The 18,028-nt window shown below is 33.4% G+C and carries 22 protein-coding genes; 12 read left to right on the top strand and 10 right to left on the bottom strand.

Features of this window, described 5'->3' with window-relative positions:
• Nucleotides 1-122: 122 nt before the first annotated feature.
• Nucleotides 123-1,100, top strand: a complete 978-nt coding sequence (locus ACIPKN_RS09255) for an Rpn family recombination-promoting nuclease/putative transposase (RefSeq protein ID WP_400935356.1) — start codon at nt 123-125, stop codon at nt 1,098-1,100.
• Here the strand turns inward: ACIPKN_RS09255 and ACIPKN_RS09250 are convergent.
• From ACIPKN_RS09250 to ACIPKN_RS09230, 5 genes are read right to left on the bottom strand one after another with little or no spacing between them, the layout of a single operon-like run.
• A complete protein-coding gene (locus tag ACIPKN_RS09250; RefSeq protein ID WP_400935354.1) occupies nt 1,080-1,748 on the bottom strand; it encodes an FtsX-like permease family protein in 669 nt (222 codons plus the stop codon). The two genes, ACIPKN_RS09255 and ACIPKN_RS09250, sit on opposite strands and share 21 nt — an antisense overlap.
• Complete coding sequence (locus tag ACIPKN_RS09245) at nt 1,705-2,199, bottom strand: hypothetical protein (RefSeq protein WP_400935352.1); 495 nt, start codon at nt 2,197-2,199, stop codon at nt 1,705-1,707. The genes ACIPKN_RS09250 and ACIPKN_RS09245 overlap by 44 nt, the downstream gene beginning before the upstream one ends.
• Before the next feature lie 9 nt (nt 2,200-2,208).
• On the bottom strand, nt 2,209-2,919 hold the full coding sequence (locus tag ACIPKN_RS09240) for a response regulator transcription factor (protein WP_400935350.1): 711 nt from the start codon (nt 2,917-2,919) through the stop codon (nt 2,209-2,211).
• A gap of 23 nt (nt 2,920-2,942) precedes the next feature.
• On the bottom strand, nt 2,943-3,650 hold the full coding sequence (locus ACIPKN_RS09235; RefSeq protein WP_400935348.1) for an ABC transporter permease: 708 nt from the start codon (nt 3,648-3,650) through the stop codon (nt 2,943-2,945).
• Between the two features lie 18 nt (nt 3,651-3,668).
• Nucleotides 3,669-4,535, bottom strand: coding sequence for an ABC transporter ATP-binding protein (locus ACIPKN_RS09230; protein WP_483869518.1), 867 nt, complete (start codon nt 4,533-4,535; stop codon nt 3,669-3,671).
• A 583-nt stretch (nt 4,536-5,118) separates the two neighbouring features.
• Here ACIPKN_RS09230 and ACIPKN_RS09225 point away from each other — a divergent pair.
• Nucleotides 5,119-5,265 carry a hypothetical protein gene (locus ACIPKN_RS09225; protein ID WP_400935344.1) on the top strand — a complete coding sequence of 49 codons (147 nt, stop codon included), beginning with the start codon at nt 5,119-5,121 and terminating at the stop codon, nt 5,263-5,265.
• Between the two features lie 151 nt (nt 5,266-5,416).
• Here the strand turns inward: ACIPKN_RS09225 and ACIPKN_RS09220 are convergent, their stop codons facing one another.
• A complete protein-coding gene (locus tag ACIPKN_RS09220; RefSeq protein WP_400935342.1) occupies nt 5,417-6,433 on the bottom strand; it encodes an ABC transporter permease in 1,017 nt (338 codons plus the stop codon).
• Complete coding sequence (locus ACIPKN_RS09215) at nt 6,430-7,158, bottom strand: ABC transporter ATP-binding protein (RefSeq protein WP_400935340.1); 729 nt, start codon at nt 7,156-7,158, stop codon at nt 6,430-6,432. The genes ACIPKN_RS09220 and ACIPKN_RS09215 overlap by 4 nt, the downstream gene beginning before the upstream one ends.
• A 393-nt stretch (nt 7,159-7,551) precedes the next feature.
• Between ACIPKN_RS09215 and ACIPKN_RS09210 the strand changes: the two genes are divergently transcribed.
• Nucleotides 7,552-8,142 carry a TetR/AcrR family transcriptional regulator gene (locus tag ACIPKN_RS09210; protein WP_400935338.1) on the top strand — a complete coding sequence of 197 codons (591 nt, stop codon included), beginning with the start codon at nt 7,552-7,554 and terminating at the stop codon, nt 8,140-8,142.
• A 569-nt stretch (nt 8,143-8,711) separates the two neighbouring features.
• Entirely contained in the window at nt 8,712-8,936 is a 225-nt protein-coding gene (locus ACIPKN_RS09205) for a conjugal transfer protein (protein WP_400935336.1), read from the top strand.
• A 210-nt stretch (nt 8,937-9,146) separates the two neighbouring features.
• Here ACIPKN_RS09205 and ACIPKN_RS09200 read toward each other — a convergent pair whose 3' ends face one another.
• Entirely contained in the window at nt 9,147-9,521 is a 375-nt protein-coding gene (locus ACIPKN_RS09200) for a JAB domain-containing protein (protein WP_400935334.1), read from the bottom strand.
• A gap of 631 nt (nt 9,522-10,152) precedes the next feature.
• On the opposite strand from ACIPKN_RS09200, the gene ACIPKN_RS09195 reads away from it, so the two are divergent.
• From ACIPKN_RS09195 to ACIPKN_RS09180, 4 genes are all read left to right on the top strand, one after another.
• Nucleotides 10,153-10,524: a BlaI/MecI/CopY family transcriptional regulator gene (locus ACIPKN_RS09195; protein ID WP_400935332.1), complete on the top strand. Its 372-nt coding sequence runs from the start codon at nt 10,153-10,155 to the stop codon at nt 10,522-10,524.
• A complete protein-coding gene (locus ACIPKN_RS09190; protein WP_400935330.1) occupies nt 10,525-11,703 on the top strand; it encodes a M56 family metallopeptidase in 1,179 nt (392 codons plus the stop codon).
• Nucleotides 11,704-11,740: 37 nt separating this feature from the next.
• Nucleotides 11,741-12,205 (top strand): hypothetical protein, encoded by a 465-nt coding sequence (locus ACIPKN_RS09185; RefSeq protein WP_400935328.1) that lies wholly within the window; start codon nt 11,741-11,743, stop codon nt 12,203-12,205.
• Nucleotides 12,206-12,297: 92 nt separating this feature from the next.
• Entirely contained in the window at nt 12,298-13,272 is a 975-nt protein-coding gene (locus ACIPKN_RS09180; protein ID WP_400935326.1) for a hypothetical protein, read from the top strand.
• Nucleotides 13,273-13,616: 344 nt separating this feature from the next.
• On the opposite strand, the gene ACIPKN_RS09175 is transcribed toward ACIPKN_RS09180, so the two are convergent.
• Nucleotides 13,617-13,751 carry a hypothetical protein gene (locus ACIPKN_RS09175; protein ID WP_400935325.1) on the bottom strand — a complete coding sequence of 45 codons (135 nt, stop codon included), beginning with the start codon at nt 13,749-13,751 and terminating at the stop codon, nt 13,617-13,619.
• A 124-nt stretch (nt 13,752-13,875) separates the two neighbouring features.
• A complete protein-coding gene (locus ACIPKN_RS09170) occupies nt 13,876-14,775 on the bottom strand; it encodes a coiled-coil domain-containing protein (protein WP_400935323.1) in 900 nt (299 codons plus the stop codon).
• A gap of 355 nt (nt 14,776-15,130) precedes the next feature.
• Here ACIPKN_RS09170 and ACIPKN_RS09165 point away from each other — a divergent pair, with 355 nt between their 5' ends.
• From ACIPKN_RS09165 to ACIPKN_RS09150, 4 genes are all read left to right on the top strand, one after another.
• Nucleotides 15,131-15,289, top strand: coding sequence for a hypothetical protein (locus tag ACIPKN_RS09165; protein WP_400935321.1), 159 nt, complete (start codon nt 15,131-15,133; stop codon nt 15,287-15,289).
• 288 nt (nt 15,290-15,577) lie between these two features.
• On the top strand, nt 15,578-16,150 hold the full coding sequence (locus tag ACIPKN_RS09160; RefSeq protein WP_400935318.1) for a class I SAM-dependent methyltransferase: 573 nt from the start codon (nt 15,578-15,580) through the stop codon (nt 16,148-16,150).
• Nucleotides 16,150-16,743: a DedA family protein gene (locus tag ACIPKN_RS09155; protein ID WP_400935316.1), complete on the top strand. Its 594-nt coding sequence runs from the start codon at nt 16,150-16,152 to the stop codon at nt 16,741-16,743. The genes ACIPKN_RS09160 and ACIPKN_RS09155 overlap by 1 nt, the downstream gene beginning before the upstream one ends.
• A gap of 556 nt (nt 16,744-17,299) precedes the next feature.
• A complete protein-coding gene (locus ACIPKN_RS09150; RefSeq protein WP_400935314.1) occupies nt 17,300-18,001 on the top strand; it encodes a response regulator transcription factor in 702 nt (233 codons plus the stop codon).
• Nucleotides 18,002-18,028: the final 27 nt, after the last annotated feature.

Genomic DNA, 18,028 nt, shown 5'->3' with positions numbered 1-18,028 from the left:
AACAACGCTTGCACCGATAGTAATAAATCTACAAAAATAATAGTTATGTAACAAAATATAGCTAATTATCTTCTTTAGCTCCAAAATGCTATAATTAAGGTAAATCATTTGGAGTGATGGGTATGAGTGAAAAGGCTTTACGTAGAATTCCACTTGAAAAATTTGTAGATCTCAAAGTTGATTACGCCTTTAAGCAATTATTTGGTAATGATAATAATAAAGATATAACGGTTGTCTTTCTTAACGCAATTTTAAATCGTACAGGTCGCGATGCTATTAAGGAAGTCTCTTTTTTGAGTCAAGAATTTAGTGGTGAGCATGGGGATGATAAGCAATCTCGGCTAGATATTCTCGTGAGAACCCAAGAAAATCTGATGATTAATGTAGAAATTCAATTAAGCAATCAGTACGATATGATTAAGCGAACCCTTTTTTACTGGTCAAGAATATATACTTCACAGCTTAGAAAGGGTACAGCTTATCACAAATTACGACCAACAATTACCATTAATATTTGTAATTTTAGTTTGTTTGAGCAAACTGATGCTTATCATACTACATTTCATCTGTATGAAGATAATGAAAAATTTAGAATTGATGATGTTCTTGAAATTCACTTTATAGAAATGAATAAATTTATTAAGCATTGGTTTGATAATAAATTGAACCCATTAGATAATGTACTTGCGAGATGGCTATTGTTACTAGGGATGGTTGATGCAAGAAAGGAAAGAGTCTATAAAGAAATCTATTTGGAGTTGGAGGAACTTGCTATGGACGATAAAAAAATAGAAAATGCTTTAACTATTTGGCAAGAATTAAGTCAATCTCCAGAAGAAATCTTTGCCTATGAATCCCGTTTAAAATATATATTAGACGAGGGAGCGAAGTTAGAGGATGCAAAATATTTGGCGGAAAAAGAAGGATTAGCTAAGGGAATAAAACAAGGTATTGAACAAGGTATTGAACAAGGGGAGAAAAAGAAGCAGCAAGAAATAGCTTTGACAATGTTACAGAAAGGCATTGATTTAGAAACAATTGCTGAATTTACAGAATTAACATTAACTGAAATAAATAAATTAAAGGAACAGCTTGATTAATGACAATCCATTTATCAAAAAAATTCGCGGAGAGGTTTTGGAGATGATTTTCGTTGATATCCAACATCCAAGACAGGCTGCCACAACACTTAAGAGAGATAATCCGATGGTTATTGGCCAATTTATCACAAGGGGTAACTCCAGTATGCCATATTCTACAATAATACTTTGTAAAGCTACTGGTATTACTTTTACACCGATACAAATCCCGAATATAGTCCCTAGTGCTGAAAGAAACAGGATTCCTGATGAAATCGACCATCTAATAGTATTTGAGGTCATACCAATAGATTTGAAAATTCCGTAAGTTCCGCATTCTTTTCTTACGTTTATTCTAGAAACACTAATAATGATGAATGTTACAGCGATAAATAAAATTTCGATAACAGATAATGGGATTATTAAAACAGCGATCACTTCTTTAAAGACAGCATCTAATAATGTTTGTTGGGTGACAGCTGAGATAGAGCTTTTAAATTTATTGTTTAAATCATCAACGATTTGAGCTGATAATGTCTCATCGACCAAATTGATCATACTATGTTCTGAAGCAGAATAGGTAGCATTATAAACTTTAATAACATCAGCGGTAATTTTCGCTGAATTAGACATATTTGCTATCGATTGATAAATACCAGTAACAATCAAATGATGCTGCTTGCCTTCGACCTAGTTGTACATTCGTCTCACTAATAATAGGAAAGGCAATTTTAATGATCCCAGGTTGTTGTTGAGACGTAAATAAATCATAATGTAAACCCTCTTCTAAGTTGATAAACTGTGAAGGGTCTCCTTCGATTGAATTAAAAATAACTTTCCCATCTAATTGAACAACTGTAATATCTATTCCTTCACTATTACTCATTTCTTGGAGGAAACTGCGTATATTTGAATTCTGTTCAAGATTTGTATAAAGGTCTTCTATGTACAATAATAGTTCATTTTCTTCTAAACGAATTTGATTGATAACGTATTCATTTTGTGGTTGCTCATTGCGATTTGAATTTGTAAAAAATAGTGTTAGGAAACAAATAAACAACAGTAAAACACAAATTAATATCGCCCATAACCATCTCTTTAACCAATTTTTTAAGTACATTGTGTTCTCCTACGAATGGTTTTGAGTAGTAAATTTATAGCCAACGCCCCAAACAGTTTGAATATAAACAGGACAAGATGGATCGTTTTCAACTTTTTCACGTAGACGTCTAATGTAAACGGTTATCGTATTTTCATCACCATATGTGTCATAGCCCCAAACAGCATCGAGTAACTGATTTTTGGAGAAAACCTTATTACGATGTTTCATTCGAAAAAATAACAAATCAAATTCTTTTGCTGAAAGGGGAATATGCTTTTTATTACAGGAAAAAGTATACTCACCTTTATTGATTTCCATATGATCGATTCGAATAATATCCATCTGGCTCGCATTGTTCTGCTGCCATCTATCCTGTTTTCGTAAATGGGCATTTATTCTTGCCACAAGCTCACTTAAAGAAAATGGCTTTGTCATATAATCATCTGCACCGAATCCTAATCCAAGAACCTTATCTGTGTCACTGTTGCGTGCACTTAAAATTAGTATAGAAACATTATTATTTTCACGAATTTGACGACATAATTCGATTCCATCGCAATCAGGGAGAGAAAGGTCAAGAATGATAAAGTCAGGAGAGATTTCTTTCATATAATGGATTGCCTCATGACCAGTTCTAGCGATATGGGGATCAAAATGGTTGACACTTAAGTAGTCCTTAATGATATTTGCAATATCACCTTCATCTTCTATAATTAGCACCTTGGCTTTTTTAACCATAAGAACTCTCCTTCTTTAGAAATTTACTTCCTTTTTCGATTCGAAAGGAGGAAGAACAACATGATAACGATGGCCGAATAGATGAAAATCCAAGCAAATTGCCAATAAAAAATGTTCGGTATTGACGTTATTGAATCTTCCGAACCCATCATTTCCAATGAAAGACGAACAGGGGGAAGCAGCCAAATGAGTCCCTTGATCTGAAGAATTGTCTCTTTTAAAGTTGTGATAACGACAGAAACAATTAAAATCCCAAGTACACCCCACCATGTATTTTGTTTGTTTTTTACGAGCTCTCTAGTAAAAATAGCTGAAAGTGCAATAGCTAGTACAGATAAACTAAAATGAGAGAGAAATCCTAGTATTTGATGTATAAATCTTGGTTTTTCTCCAAAGGCGCCAATTAGAGTAGGGTAGATGACTGATACACAGCTTAAGAATAATCCAATCAGTATACAAATCATAAAAATTCCTAAATTATATTGTGTTCGACCTTTTGCATGGAGTGTTGTAATTACTTTTTGCCCTTCATCTTCTGCGTGAAATAGTGTAATTGTAAACCATCCCATTAGAAAAAAGAGAATGATAGCTGTAAACGAATAGCTATCTAATATTGGATTTGGTACAAAGGTATAATTAACAACAAGGCATAAAATGAAAATTGAAAAAGGCGGAACATATTGATAGGTTCTTAAATAATTGATAAATTGATAGCGTAATAAACTTGTCATGCCAGCGTCTATTCCTCCTTAAAAATGAGTATAAAATTGTTCCTCCTTCTGATTGATAGGAATTAATTGTTTAATAGATGCTTTTTTCTGTAGTAGATCCAATAATACTTGATCTGTATCTTCTGTTTTAATAACGGCAATTACTTCATGACAACCATTATTTAAAAGACGTTGTTGTTGTATTTTAAGAAAAGGGAATAGGTTATACAATAATTTCTCGCTTGAAATTTCAAAAATTAAAGTATTTTTCGGTATAACGTTTTTATTTAATGAATCAGCTTGAATGACTTTATTATTTTGAATAACAAAAACTGTATCAACAAGATGTTGAAGTAATTTTGTTTCGTGACATGTTAAAACGATACTTAACCCTTTGGCCTTTAAAATTGAAAGTGTTTCTTCTAAATCACTTTGGGCTTTAGGATCGAGTCCTGATAATGGTTCATCTAAGATTAAGAGATCTGTGTCTTCAAGCATTGCCTGCATAATCATAACCTTTTGCTTCATACCTTTAGAAAAGTTAACAATCCGAATGTTCCGAGCTTCCTGTAATTGAAATAATTCGAGTAAATCGTTTATTTTTAACTGTAGTTGTTTTTTTGCCATGCCTCGAATACGGCCCATATGATAAAGATATTCTTCTGGCGTAAACAAAATATGTGAAGGGGTCACTTCAGGCACATAGCCAATTTTTAAAGATTGTCGATGTTTCACGATAGAACCGCTATCAGCATCGACTAATTCCGCAATAATTTTTAGAAGGGTACTCTTACCTGACCCATTCTTTCCTACTAGGGCTATAATTTGGTTGGCACAAATAGAAAATGTAGCGCTCTCTAAAATTTTCTTACCTTTATACTGTTTAGAGATGTTCTGTATTTCCATAATCGTATTCATCTTTACACACCTTTATTTTTAGGCTTTATTGTAAGTAATTCGTTTCTATAACCTACGATGCAAAATATTTAGCCATTAACTGTAAATTTAGTATAGATGAATAGTAGTTCTTTTGCTAATAGAAAGTTGGTGTAATTTTCTATTTTTGGGTAGTTTGTGACCTATCAACATAACGTGGCGTTGATTTCCGTTCCGACTGCGCTTTGTTGCTGACGCTTCGCTTTCGCACAGTAAACATCCGCTGTGCTGCATGGTCTTATCTGTGACGCTAATCCCCAAGTAGCCGCCTAGCCTCCACTGCAACAACTTATATTATGGCTATGTAAAAGACTCTACCCATTTTTGAGCAGAACCCTATGTTTAAACAATAGTTAATTAAAATTTAACTCGATACTAAAATAAAGGAAGTGATTATGTGGAAATACCAATAAAGGGATAATATTTATTACTTGTTTATTTTTAATAAATGATATTTTACTGTGTTACAATTAAGAGCGTAAATACCAGATTAGATGAATAAGGCTAATTGATTGAAATTATTTTATTCTTAATATTGAACGGAGTGAGATCTATGCAACGATTTCTAAATGATTTGTTAGGAGCAATAAAAGATAATTTAAAACTTATTGGTTATTATTTTCTGGGTGTATTTTCAGTAGGAGCTTTCTTGTATGCTGTTACTTTTGTTTTAAAATTTATAACTGGAGCTTCTTTTTAAAATTAAATAACCCCTAGAAAAAAATCTAGGGGTTAAGTATGAATTAATAAAATGTCATACATCCGAATTAATTTAGTTCAAAATAAATAGGCCAAAACGTCGTTATAGAAAACGATTTAAACGTTAATTCCGCTACTTCTATACCCTTTGATTATAAGGATCGATATTTTTTTAAACTAATAATATTTAATGTAATAAATACAAGAGCAAAGCAAGCAAGAATCACTAAATCCACTAAAATTTCACTAAAGGAATAACCTTTATACATAACCCCGTTCAAAGCGTCAGCGGCATAGTAAAGTGGCATAATACGCCCAATATTTTGCAGCCACTCCACCATATTATCAAGTGGGAAAATACCTGAAAAGAAAATTTGCGGTACAATGACTAGCGGAATAAATTGCATCATTTGAAACTCTGATGCAGCAAAACTTGATAACAGAGCTCCTAATGATAATGATACAAGTGCAACGATAATATTGATTAGTAGCACAAGCCAGATGGAGCCAACGTGTACGATATCAAGGACATAAACCCCGAATAGAACAATAATAGTCGTTTGAATAAATGCAAACAATCCATAACCAAGCATATAACCAGCAACAATTTCAGAACGTTTAATCGGTGTCGCCAGTAAGCGTTCCAATGTCCCTGAAGTTCGTTCTTTTAACAACGCTATACCTGTAATTAAAAAGACGAAAAAGAACACAAAGAAGCCTGTCAACATCGGGCTAAAAATATCAAAAATAGCGGTATTTTCATCGCCAAATACATACTCTGTCTTCAACTTCATCATTGCAGATTGTTCTGGCTGCAAAACTTGAGAGAGTTTCATTTTTAAAGCCTTGGCTGTAGACGGATCATCATTTAATAATGTGAGCTTCAATTGCGTTTGATGAAAAGCTAACCAGCCATCATATTTTTCTTCTTTTAAATCGGCAATAGAAAAATCATTTTTTTCGATAACATGAAAATCCGCTGCTTCAAGTTTTTCAATGATTGATGCAGGACCATTTGATACGACTACTGTCATTTCAGATTCGTTACTATTAAAAACAAAATACATTAACGAAAGCACAAGAAGAGGTGCAAAAAATAATAAGGCGAGTGTACGTTTATCTCGGATCATTTGCTGCATAATTCTTGTAACAATTGCGCCGATTCTCACAGTGCTTCACCTCCAGCCTTTAAAAACACTTCATCAAAGTCTTTTGCCTGATAATGAGCTTTCAGATCATGTGGTGTTCCATGCGCAATGATATGACCATTGCGCAGCATTGCCAATTGATCACAGCGCTCAGCTTCATCCATGGCATGTGTCGTTACTAAAATTGTTTTATGCTCATCGTTTTTTAAACGAATTAACTCCTGCCAAATTTCCTTTTTCAATACGGGATCAATACCAACCGTTGGCTCATCTAAAATCAACAACTTCGGGTTTTGGATAAGGGCAATTGCAAGGGATAATCTCCGTTTCATTCCACCAGAATAATTCAATACCTTACTATTTAAATCATCCGTTAAATGAACAAGGTTTGCAGCATAATTGACACGCTCCTCACGCTCTTTTTTTGATAATCGATAAAGCTTAGCAAAGAAATGAAGGTTCTCTTCACCGGTTAAATCCAAATATAGCGCATCAGATTGTGCCATATAGCCGATATCCGTCAGTAATTGTTTATGAGGGACAGTATAATTTAATACTTGAATACTGCCATTATCGGGTTTAATCATTCCCATAATCATTTTAATTAACGTCGTTTTCCCACAGCCTGAAGGACCAAGTAAGCCAATTAGCTCTCCCTTTGGAATTTCTAAGGAAAGCGGGGCAATTACTTGTTTTTGATGAAACTTTTTTTCAATGGAGTTTAATGAAATTGCATTGTTTCCCATATATCCATCTCTCCTTTACTGAACACAGTGTTGATACTTGAAATTTTAAGGCAATGTATTAGGAATTACAATAAACAGATAACTAAAAAGTGTTAAGTGATTTTGGATGGAGATTAACATTTTTAAGCTAGATGAAATCAAAAAGACTTACTAAACCCCCAGCATTCGTTGGAAATAGTAAGCCATTCATAAATAACCATTTTACTAAATTAGATTGATGGAAATAAATAATAAGGAATGCCGATATATAAGGTAATACTGTAATTAAATCCTATTTGACCTTGTTGTGATCATTGAGGTAACCAGTAATTACTTTCAGCAAATATCTTTTGGACCGAAAGCGTAGCGACAAATACTAATCAGAATAAAGTGATAATACAATGGGGGGACTAAATGTCTATTCACAATATTATGAATTTTGAAACCAAACGAGCTATAAAAAATGCATTACTTATACAAATAGAAGAAGTAGGTTTTGAACGAATAACAGTAAAAAACCTTGCTATTACTGCTAACATTAATCGAGGAACTTTTTATTTACACTATAAGGATAAATATGAAGTGATGGAGGATTTGCAGCAGGAATTATTAAATGAACTAGAAAGCTATGTAAAAAACGTTCAACCATTAGATGCCTTTCACACGATAAAAATAGGTCAACTTTATCAACCATTTATAGCAGTGTTTAAATATATTAAAGAGCATGCTAAAGCCTTTCGAGTTATTTTGGGGGAGCAGGGGTGCCCAGCTTTTAGTAAGAGGATGAAGAAAGTTTTTAGTAATCATATTTTGGACAGAATCTCTGTTATTCGAGAAGAAGGACTTGATCCAGAATTTCAACCATATTTTGAAGCCTTTTTAACATCCGCGATTTTAGGTGTTATCCAAGAGTGGTTAGATAATGGAGATGATTTAAACGTGGAGGAGTTAGCAATGATTCATTTTCGCTTATTGCGATTCCTTGGTGATTTGGCATCTTTTTAGCAATGAGTTTACAAGAATCTGCTTGCTCCAAGAAAGCAAGCAGATGTTTGCATTATAAATATAAATCACGTTTAACAAAAACACGAATCGCCAGCATATAGCATAGCATCCCAATTAAAAATAAATCCTTGCTGCTACAGGATACAAAAAAGCAGTAGCCACTAATGGCAAAGTGTAAGAAAAAAAGACCGATATTTAATGTTAGAAAAGCACTTATATCCAATTCATTTGGAAAAAAGAATCTCTGAAAATATGACTGCTACCAAAGTTGTTACTACAGAGCAGTGTAAAGATGCTAGCAATTCGGTGTCGCAATTAGGTATGCCGTGGAACCGTTATCGATATAGCCCATAATCAATTTATTTTCCTACATAATAATGAAAACTAATGGCAGAATGAGCAATACAAGTAGGTTGATAAAAATTCAATTAACGTATTACCTATGTTACTCATACCAAATGCTGACATCAATTCAGGCATTGTTTCGGTAAGCTTTTATCAAGATATAGATGGCAATGTCGTCCTAACAAAAAATCCTACGCTATGGAGCTTACCGAAAAAATCAGACTATGCACCAAAACAGCCTGAAAGCAACGGAACAGTGGATGCCTATACGCGCAAGAAGTCATGGAATTTTTAAAACGTTCTTTGCTTTTTATCCAACGGCAACGGAACGAGAACTCGCTTACTATGTGAAAAACAATGCCCTTCCTGCCATTGAAAAAAGGTATATCTTTTCAACGCTTATCAATCCCATTATGCAAAAGTCTGAACAACAAGGGGTGTATGGGTGACAGTCAAATATTTAGATGAAATCACAAAAGCCACACAACTGTCGCAGTATGAATTAACCTTAGAAAAAGATGTTAATTGAATGATTGTGAACTACATTGAAAACACCTAACAAGCGCCATTATCGCATTTGTTAGGTGTTTTCATTAAAGTTAAAAGATTGCTTCTTTGCATATTAGAAATAGCCCTTTTCTCTTACTGAGGTAAATTGATTACATATCACAATTAAATGGTCGATTAATTTCCACACCCAGTATTTCACCTGCTTGTTGCAAGCGTTTTATCACAGTTATATCTACTGGACTCGGCGTACAATTAGCACTCACATGGTTATGTGCTACGATGATAGATGCTGCATTTTGCATAATTGCCGTTTTAAAGACTTCACTTGGCGATGTAAGGTTCATATCAAGTGTACCGATATGACAACGATGTAAAGATAATAGCTCGTTTTGGGTGGATAAACAAACAACTAAAAATATTTCTCTATCTTCATCACCAATAAATTTGATTGCAGTACTCGCAAAATCTTCTGGACTTCTCACTTTGTAATGGTTCAACTGTTCAGCAAGGTATTTCTTTGACAACTTACGTGCCCTTAATCGAATAATTTCATAGATAGGCTGAAATGTTTTTTCTTTGGTCATTTTCTTTTCCTACATTGCTTGAAGCCACAATCTCGAAGTTGGAAGGCTGAATTCTTTCCGATTTCTTGGTAGACCACAGAAATTCGGTATCTACTACATGGCAAGAAATTGTGAAACAATAACCCAAAAATTTTTGTTGCGATAGCCTGTTGACAAAAAATTTTGATGGCTCTTGCCATGTAGTATGAAACTAAGAAAAGGACGTGTTAGGCAGAATCTGACACGTTCTTTTCTTAGTTGAACTACCGAAATTACAGTGGCGAAAGAAATCGAAAAAAGCTCAATATAAAAGACTTTTCAAGTATTTATTGGCAATGAAAGCTTTGAATTTATAGTAAATTTGTTGCTTGTCTTTTCCGATACGGCTTGAACATATTTAGTGAAATTGATGCTATTATAAACATAGGAATTAATGGTAGTGAGGAGTAAAACCAATCTTATCGTTATCCATTAATAGTTTTTTCTCTATATTAATAAACAATTTTTAACAACATAATATTGACATTTAAAGTCTACATCATGTAGACTTTAAATGTAGACGTGTTGTAGACATATTAAAGGAGTGTTCAACATGGAAATATCTTTTCAAAGATTATCTACAATGGAAAAAAAAATTATGGATTTTATTTGGGAAAAGAATAGTTCAGTAACAACGAGAGAAATAATGGAGTCTATTTCGGAGGCTAAAAATTGGAAGCATAATACAACTATTACTTTTCTTTCTCGTTTAATTAAAAAGGGCTTTCTTACCGCAACTCGTGTTGGCAAAGCTCATCACTATGAAGCATGTTTCACAGCAAAAGAGTATTTAGATTTTGAAACCAAACAATTTATTAATGAAGTTCACAAAGGTTCGATTTTAGGGTTTGTTTCAACTTTATGTGACAACGGTGATTTAACAAGAGAGGAAATTGAGCATCTTATGAAACGTTTGGAGGAATAGATGATGAGCCATTTACTTGTGAATTTATATCAACAACTATTTATCATGTCATTCGTTACAGGGATATTTTTCTTAATTTTCAAGTTGCTAAATGCAAAGGCTTTTACATTATTTAGTGCTAGATGGCACTATTATACAAGTATTTTTATTTATTCATTTTTATTTATTCCCTATCATAAATTGGGGTTGGTATTTTCATATAAATTTAATCAGGAAAATACGTCTGAATTGCCTTTTATACCATCTCATACTTTGTTTGATACATTAAATCTAGTAAGGCTATTGTATGAAGTAAAGCAATTTATCATAGTTTATTTTAGCTTTTTACCATATCTTTTTTTATTGGGAACCTTTATATTTATTACTTTCTTCTTCGTTCAAAATATTAAATTTAATACATATATTTCACATATATGTAATTTGGAAAAAGATTTGGATACCATGAAAGTATTAGAAAGATGTAAAAAAGAGATGCAAATAACAACCAAAATTTCGTTGTATGTATCTCCATACACATCTACACCTTTTTTATATGGGATATTCAAACCCAAAATTATTTTACCAAATATAGAATTTACAACAGAAGAATTGCAGTATATTTTTTATCATGAATTGTGTCATTGGAAACGTCATGATACATGGTTAAAATATCTTATACTTTTTATTAATGCAATTCACTGGTTTAATCCATTAGTTTATTATTTTAGGAATGACATTGACCGCTTTTGTGAGCTTTCTTGCGATGAAAGTGTTACTAAATCAATGAATAACGATGAAAGGAGGCGATATGGAAGATTACTGTTAAAGGTTCTATGGAGCGTTGCTGATAAAAAAAGTAATGTCTATGCCGCATTTAGTAACAACAGTAATGTAAAACAATTAGAGAGGAGGTTAGATTTAATTATGGCAAATGAGAAAAAAAGGTTTAGTCTTTTCTTTATTACCACTATATTAACATTTGCGATAGCGATGATGGTTTCATTTACTGTACATGCTACGATAAATAAAACTGAAATTAATTCGGTTTCTAAAATTGTACATGAACCAGTTGATGGTGAACAGTCCATTTCTGCACCCTCTACGCTCAAGGGGGACCCAATTCCAGAAAGCAAAGCATTAAATGAAGTACCCAAAGTTGTTGAAGGTGAAAAATCAATGTCTGTATCTACTGGCTTTTAAACACAAAAAAATTAACCAATCGAAGGAGTATGATATTGTGTTTAAACGTATTAATTGGAAAGTAAAATCAATTCAAACACTGGCTATTGTTTCAGCACTAACATTAAGTTTAATGGGAAATGTTACTGCAAATGCAGCTACTTCAACTACACCTGATGAAAAATCGTTGTCTGCAATGTCATCTATAAACAGTGACCAACCTAGCACTTATGCTTCATGGGGGGAAGTAACTATAACTTGGAATGGTAAGGACTATGCGTATTCAACTATGTCAACATATGCTGGCACTGCATACTATCTATACGCTAAAATCTCTGGAACAGATGCAAATGGTAGTATTCCTCCTGAAACAAATCATGCGTATAATGATTCATCTACAACAACGAAAAAATTGTTCAGCCGTTCTACAAAGAATGCAGTTACTTGGACTGCGTATGGCGAAATTAGAGATACTTCAAGCTCTGGAACACAAACAGCTACATTGTCAAAAACTGAACTGTAATTTCTCTAATAGGATATAAACTTCTTTTGTGAAATTGGGACAAATATAATTATGTTCTAATCTCATCATTATTTATAGTAAAGGGATGTTAAATGAAAAAATTAATCAATCTTTTACTTTTCGCCGCTTTTTTTATTGTAGGATGTAGTAGCCCAACTCCACAAATTCATAAGTGGGATAATACAAAATACGAAAATTTCGAGAGTAGCATAGGGATAGATGTCTTTAATGAAAATAGCTACAATGGGACAGATAATGATAGTTATAAAGCAAATAATACATTGTATATTTCTGATTTATTGAACCCAATTACAATTATGTTTAATAATAATGGGAAAAATAGAAATTTTATTCTAAATATCTATTATGACTATCAACCAATAAGTTTTAAAGTAACTAAAGATGGTTCTTATGAAAAAAATTACACTTTTTCTTTGGATGATAAATATGAAATTGAATTACCTTTATATTTAACATCTGATTTAGAAAAATCTGGCGCTCATAAATTAATGATAACATTTTCCATTGCTCCTGAACTACACGCAAAAAATTTTAACAAGAGCATAGATTGGTATGGAGCAACAATCATTCAAGATATTATTTTTGATTTAGATAATGATGATTTTATCAATAAAACCAATTTTGTGCAATCGGATGCGACAAGTGAATTGCACTATAGTTATACATTAAATCAAGATTATGATTATAGTATCATGGATACAGGAATTATGCCTTTAACTCCTGCTTCTATCAAAGTTAAGCCGAACGAAAGTTTTAGTTTAATGTACAACGTATCTTCTCCTAGTAAAAAGAGAAGCAAGGTTCTATTGTTAGCTACATTAGGCTTTAATCATGTTCCAATAAATGATAGCCCTTATTTAATATTAGAAGTACCTGAAAAAGGTACTGTAATCGGAAAGTTGAACTTTACTGCACCTGAGAAACCAGGGTTATATGAAATTATAAGTTATAGCGTTAGCAACCCTTTTGAAAAATATATTGGCAGTAGCCACATAGAGTATTTGATAGAATCTGCTCCAAGATTCACTTTAGAAGTACAAGAATAATATATGGGGGAAATAAGTGAGTATTTCAAATTTAAAAACCGATGAGATTTTATATTTAGTTGAATTTCATCGGTTTTTATTAATTATATTTCTATAAACCTATTACGATTAGAACATTTTGAATCATTTCGTTATCAAATGAGTGGAAATAAAGACTATGGTAATTTTACTCCATTAGACTAGATATTCCCTAGAACAGTTATATAGCTTTGGTGGTCAACTCCGAGGAGTCGCCCAGTCTTCACTCCAATCAACTATTTACATAGTAGATGTTTTAAGAAAAGTCATCCTCAACTTTTGGTGATGAACCCTTTTTGTTCCATTTTATCATATCAACGGAAAATTTATCTATATATACATGCCCCATTTGGTCCTGAAAATCCGAACACTTTACCTTTTTCGATTTGTAATTCCACATTCTGTACACTGTAAAAACTCCCAAACTTTTTAGTTAAATTATTGACCTCGATCATTGCCATACAATTCACCTCTTGGACTGTTTTTTATATTGAAAAAAGAACATGAATGGCTTCTTTAAAAAGACTCCTTCATGTTCTCTGCATAGAGATGTCAATTTTACATGTAATATCAATTTGAAGACATTTATTCTCCATAATAATCATTCAGTGCTACTTCTAAACGTTCTTCTAAGTGCTTCGAAATATAATTCAACACAAATTGCTCCTTTTCCATCTCAATTTGAGAGGAACGAAAAGTTTTTCTGAAAAAGCCTGCCTTATTTTCCATCGCAAATTGCTGTAATGCTTCTGTCCGTAATGTCGACACAATTCCATTTTCGATATGACGTTCACGAATTTTTTGAACAATATCCTTTACGCTACGCTCTTGCAGTTCCGAAATTTGCTTTTGTAGATTTTCATTTTTTTGTTTAAGTTCAACTGTTTCTTTTTGAATCTCTTCTACTTGAAGCTCCGATTCCGAGGATACTAATTGAATGTTTTGAGCGAGAAAGTCTTGATTGATCGTTACTTGTAAGGATCCATGTTCTTCGTTTGGAGTAATATTGAAAAGTCCTGTTTGTATCATTTGTTGCAGAACATTTCCAAGAATATCAACTTTATTCGCTAAATCATCAGTGCCCATAGTTGTCGCAGTTATTTGATGTTTGAAGAGTTGACCGTTGTCATCAATCCCTAGTAAAAGTTTTAAGCCTCTGACGCGGTGTTCATCTTTTAACAGTAAAATCATACGAAGTCTTAAGATGGCAGGAAGATTCAAACGAATATTGGTGTTTGTGCTATTCGAAGCATTATCAAAAATATACTGTTCAAATGGTTTAATGTAATAGCGAAGCATCGCATCCGTAATTTCAAACCAACCTGCGACTTCTGCAATGGAATAATGATTTGATTCTTCAATATGCGCTAAATAGTCGTCATTATAAAGCATTTCTTCTAAAGGCGTATTTTGTATTTCGACAAACAATGGGTCATGTTGCACAATTCCGAGTACCGTTTCTTTTGCAGCATTTAGTTTAAGCATCCTTTTACACCCCACTATATTTTTCCGAATAACTCTATATAGGTTTCTATTCTACTGGAAGCAATTGTATGACTATTTTGTGTAGGAAATAATCATTAGAACCAATGACCTGAAAACCTTTTCTGACTCTTAAGGGAAATTTAAGTCGTATAAAGTGGGGGAAATGTTGAAGTAATAGGGTAGAAGGGTACTCATTTAACGTGTACTCCAATTTGTACCCCTCCTATTTGGATTGCAGACTAGGCGACTCCTTAGGGATTAACGTCAAAGACAATGATAAAGGCAGCAAGTGGTAATACACAGTAAGAGAAGTCTTCCACAGATAATAATAAATATATCGTTTTAACAGACACTTATGCTACAAGACAAGCTGGCTGAAAATGTTTTAGATGTATTAAAGCATCGTTTTGTTGGGTTGCATATATTGAGCCGGATGGAGCTAGATGGCGTGCTAAAACAGGAACGTTTACTGGAATGGATGCAGCCAAAGCAGGAGCAAGTAAAGTTGAAATAGCTTGGTTGGCCCAGGTAACAAATATAGAAGCTGAATCACCCAGGGCCCCGTACCCAACTCGTACCTCACATGAGAATACGATGAAATACTAATAAATAAAATTTACCTTAAATTACGCCCTACATAAAGAACATGAAAACATAGACTTAATCATAGTTAGCCCATTATAAATAAAGGTAAATAATGTGAACTCTTAAGAAAAATTTAAGAAATCTCCTCGCAATTCTTTAAGAAATACCTTTTATAGTAAAAGTATCTAATAATTACTCATGATCGGGGAGAAAAATTATGCAATTAATAACGTTCCTTACTGAATTTATAAAACATCCAAAAACTATAGGTGCGATTTCACCTAGTTCAAAAAAACTAGCCAGAAAAATGGTCGAAACAATTTGTTTTAAAAATGCCCAATGTATTGTTGAACTAGGTCCGGGTACAGGTTCATTTACGAAAGAAATAATGAAAAGAAAAGAGCCGTCAACAAAGTTAATTCTTATTGAGAATAATGAAATTTTTTGTGAAAAGCTACGTAAACAATTTGAACTTGAGCCAAGTGTAATCGTTATCCATGGATCGGCTGAGGATTTATGCATGTATATGTCTGCATTAAATATCGAAAAAATTGACTATGTTGTATCTGGATTACCTTTTACATCTTTGAATCCTGCCGTTTCCGCACGTATTTTACGGAATGTAAAAGATTGTTTAAAGGACGGTAAATTTATTACATTCCAATATTCACTTGTTAGGAAATCCTTTATCCAAAAATATTTTGAGGATATTTCACATGAAAAAGTATGGATTAATTTGCCACCAGCCTATGTGCTAAGCTGCAAACTTGGAAATGTGAGGGCTAGTTAATGGGGCTACAGGATCTTTTATCGTATATCGAACAATATGGTTATTTTGCTTTATTTTTCAGCTTATGGCTAGGAATCGTGGGTATGCCACTCCCAGATGAGATGATCGTAATGAGTGGTGGCTTTATGTCTTCGTTAGAAAAAATGAGTGTGTTAAAAGCTTTTGTAATAACTTATCTTGGTGCAGTTTCAGGACTTTCCTTAGGATTTATCCTTGGTAAAGTGTTTGGCCATAAAGTACTTGATAAATTGGTGAAAAAGAACAAGGCTAAGTATTTATTAAAGTCAAAAGAACTAATAGATAGATATGGTCATTTCGCTTTAGTTATAAGCTATTTCATACCAATTGTGAGGCATATACTTCCATACTTAGTAGGTATGAACAACATGTCGTTTAAAAAATACGCTTTGTATTACTATTCAGCAGGCTTTGTTTGGACATTAATATACTTTACACTTGGTTTGTTCTTTGGAAAACACATTGAAAACATTTCCATACTAGCAACAAAATACGGTATATATTTTGGCGCTTTCGTCGGTATTATAGGATGTTTTTATTATTTTTATAGACGAAAATTAAAGACGGCATTGTAAGACGTTTTTATTATTTTTATATACGAAAAATAAAAAAATAGTTAAAATTGGGTTTATCACCAAAAGTTGTGGATGCTTTTGTTAAAACTTCTACTATGTAAATAGTTGATTGGAGTGGAGACTGGGCGACTCCTCGGGGATCAGCGATAGAGGAACGAAGGCTAAAAGCATCACATCCTGTGATAACGCCTTCGTGACCAACATCGTGCTGGCCCGAGATCCTGCAGCGCAGCGGATGTTTTCTGTGCAAAAGCGTAGTGTTAACGTAGCGGCAGCACCAAATGTTTTCTGTAGCGAAAGCGAAGCGTCAGCTACAAAATGTTTTGACTGTGCGAAAGCGTAGCGACAGCAGCACCAAAAGCGGCTCATCGGACGCCCCCAGGAAGCTCTGCTCTGCGCGAAAGCGAAGCGTCAGCGGCAAATGTTCTCTGTAGCGAAAGCAAAGCGACAGCTACAAAGCGCCCAGTCGGAACGGAAATCAACCGCACGTTATGGTACTAGGTCTGATTAATATACAACCTGATAGTTTACTATATTTTGAAATTGGTGGGATTAGATGACTCAAGAAACAATACTTATAGTTGATGATGAAAAAGAGATTAGAAATCTTATTGCAATTTATTTAAAAAATGAGGGCTATGATGTTCTAGAAGCAAGTGATGGAGAGGAAGGCTTAAGTCTTTTAAAGAAGCATCAAGTACATTTAATTGTCCTAGATATTATGATGCCAAAAGTGGATGGCATTGAAATGTGTATGAAGGTAAGGGAAATAGCCGAGATGCCAATTATTATGCTGTCAGCAAAGTCTCAGGATATGGATAAAATCGTTGGATTGTCATTAGGGGCAGATGATTATGTAACAAAACCCTTTAACCCTTTAGAGCTAATTGCGCGCATAAAATCTCAGCTTCGTAGATATATCAAAATGAATCGACTAGATAGGATGAACGAAAATGAGATAGAAATTGGTGATATGCGAATCAGTACCGACACACATGAAGTAATCGTCAACAATGAAAAGGTAAAGCTTACGCCAAGGGAGTTTTCAATTCTTGAGTTACTTGCAAGAAATCAAGGCATAGTCATGAGCGCTGAGCAAATTTATGAAAAGGTTTGGAAGGAAGAGGCTATACAGTCTGAAAATACGGTAATGGTACATATACGGAAGATTCGAGAAAGAATTGAGACAACACCAAGAAATCCTCAATATATTAAAACAGTATGGGGAGTAGGTTATAAAATTGAGAAAGATCATTAAGCTAATACTTTTCTTATTAAACAAACT

The organism is Lysinibacillus sp. NPDC086135 (genome assembly GCF_044746345.1).
Classification (GTDB): domain Bacteria; phylum Bacillota; class Bacilli; order Bacillales_A; family Planococcaceae; genus Lysinibacillus.
Note: the sequence above shows the minus strand (reverse complement) of the source record. Positions and strands in the feature narration are given on the sequence as shown.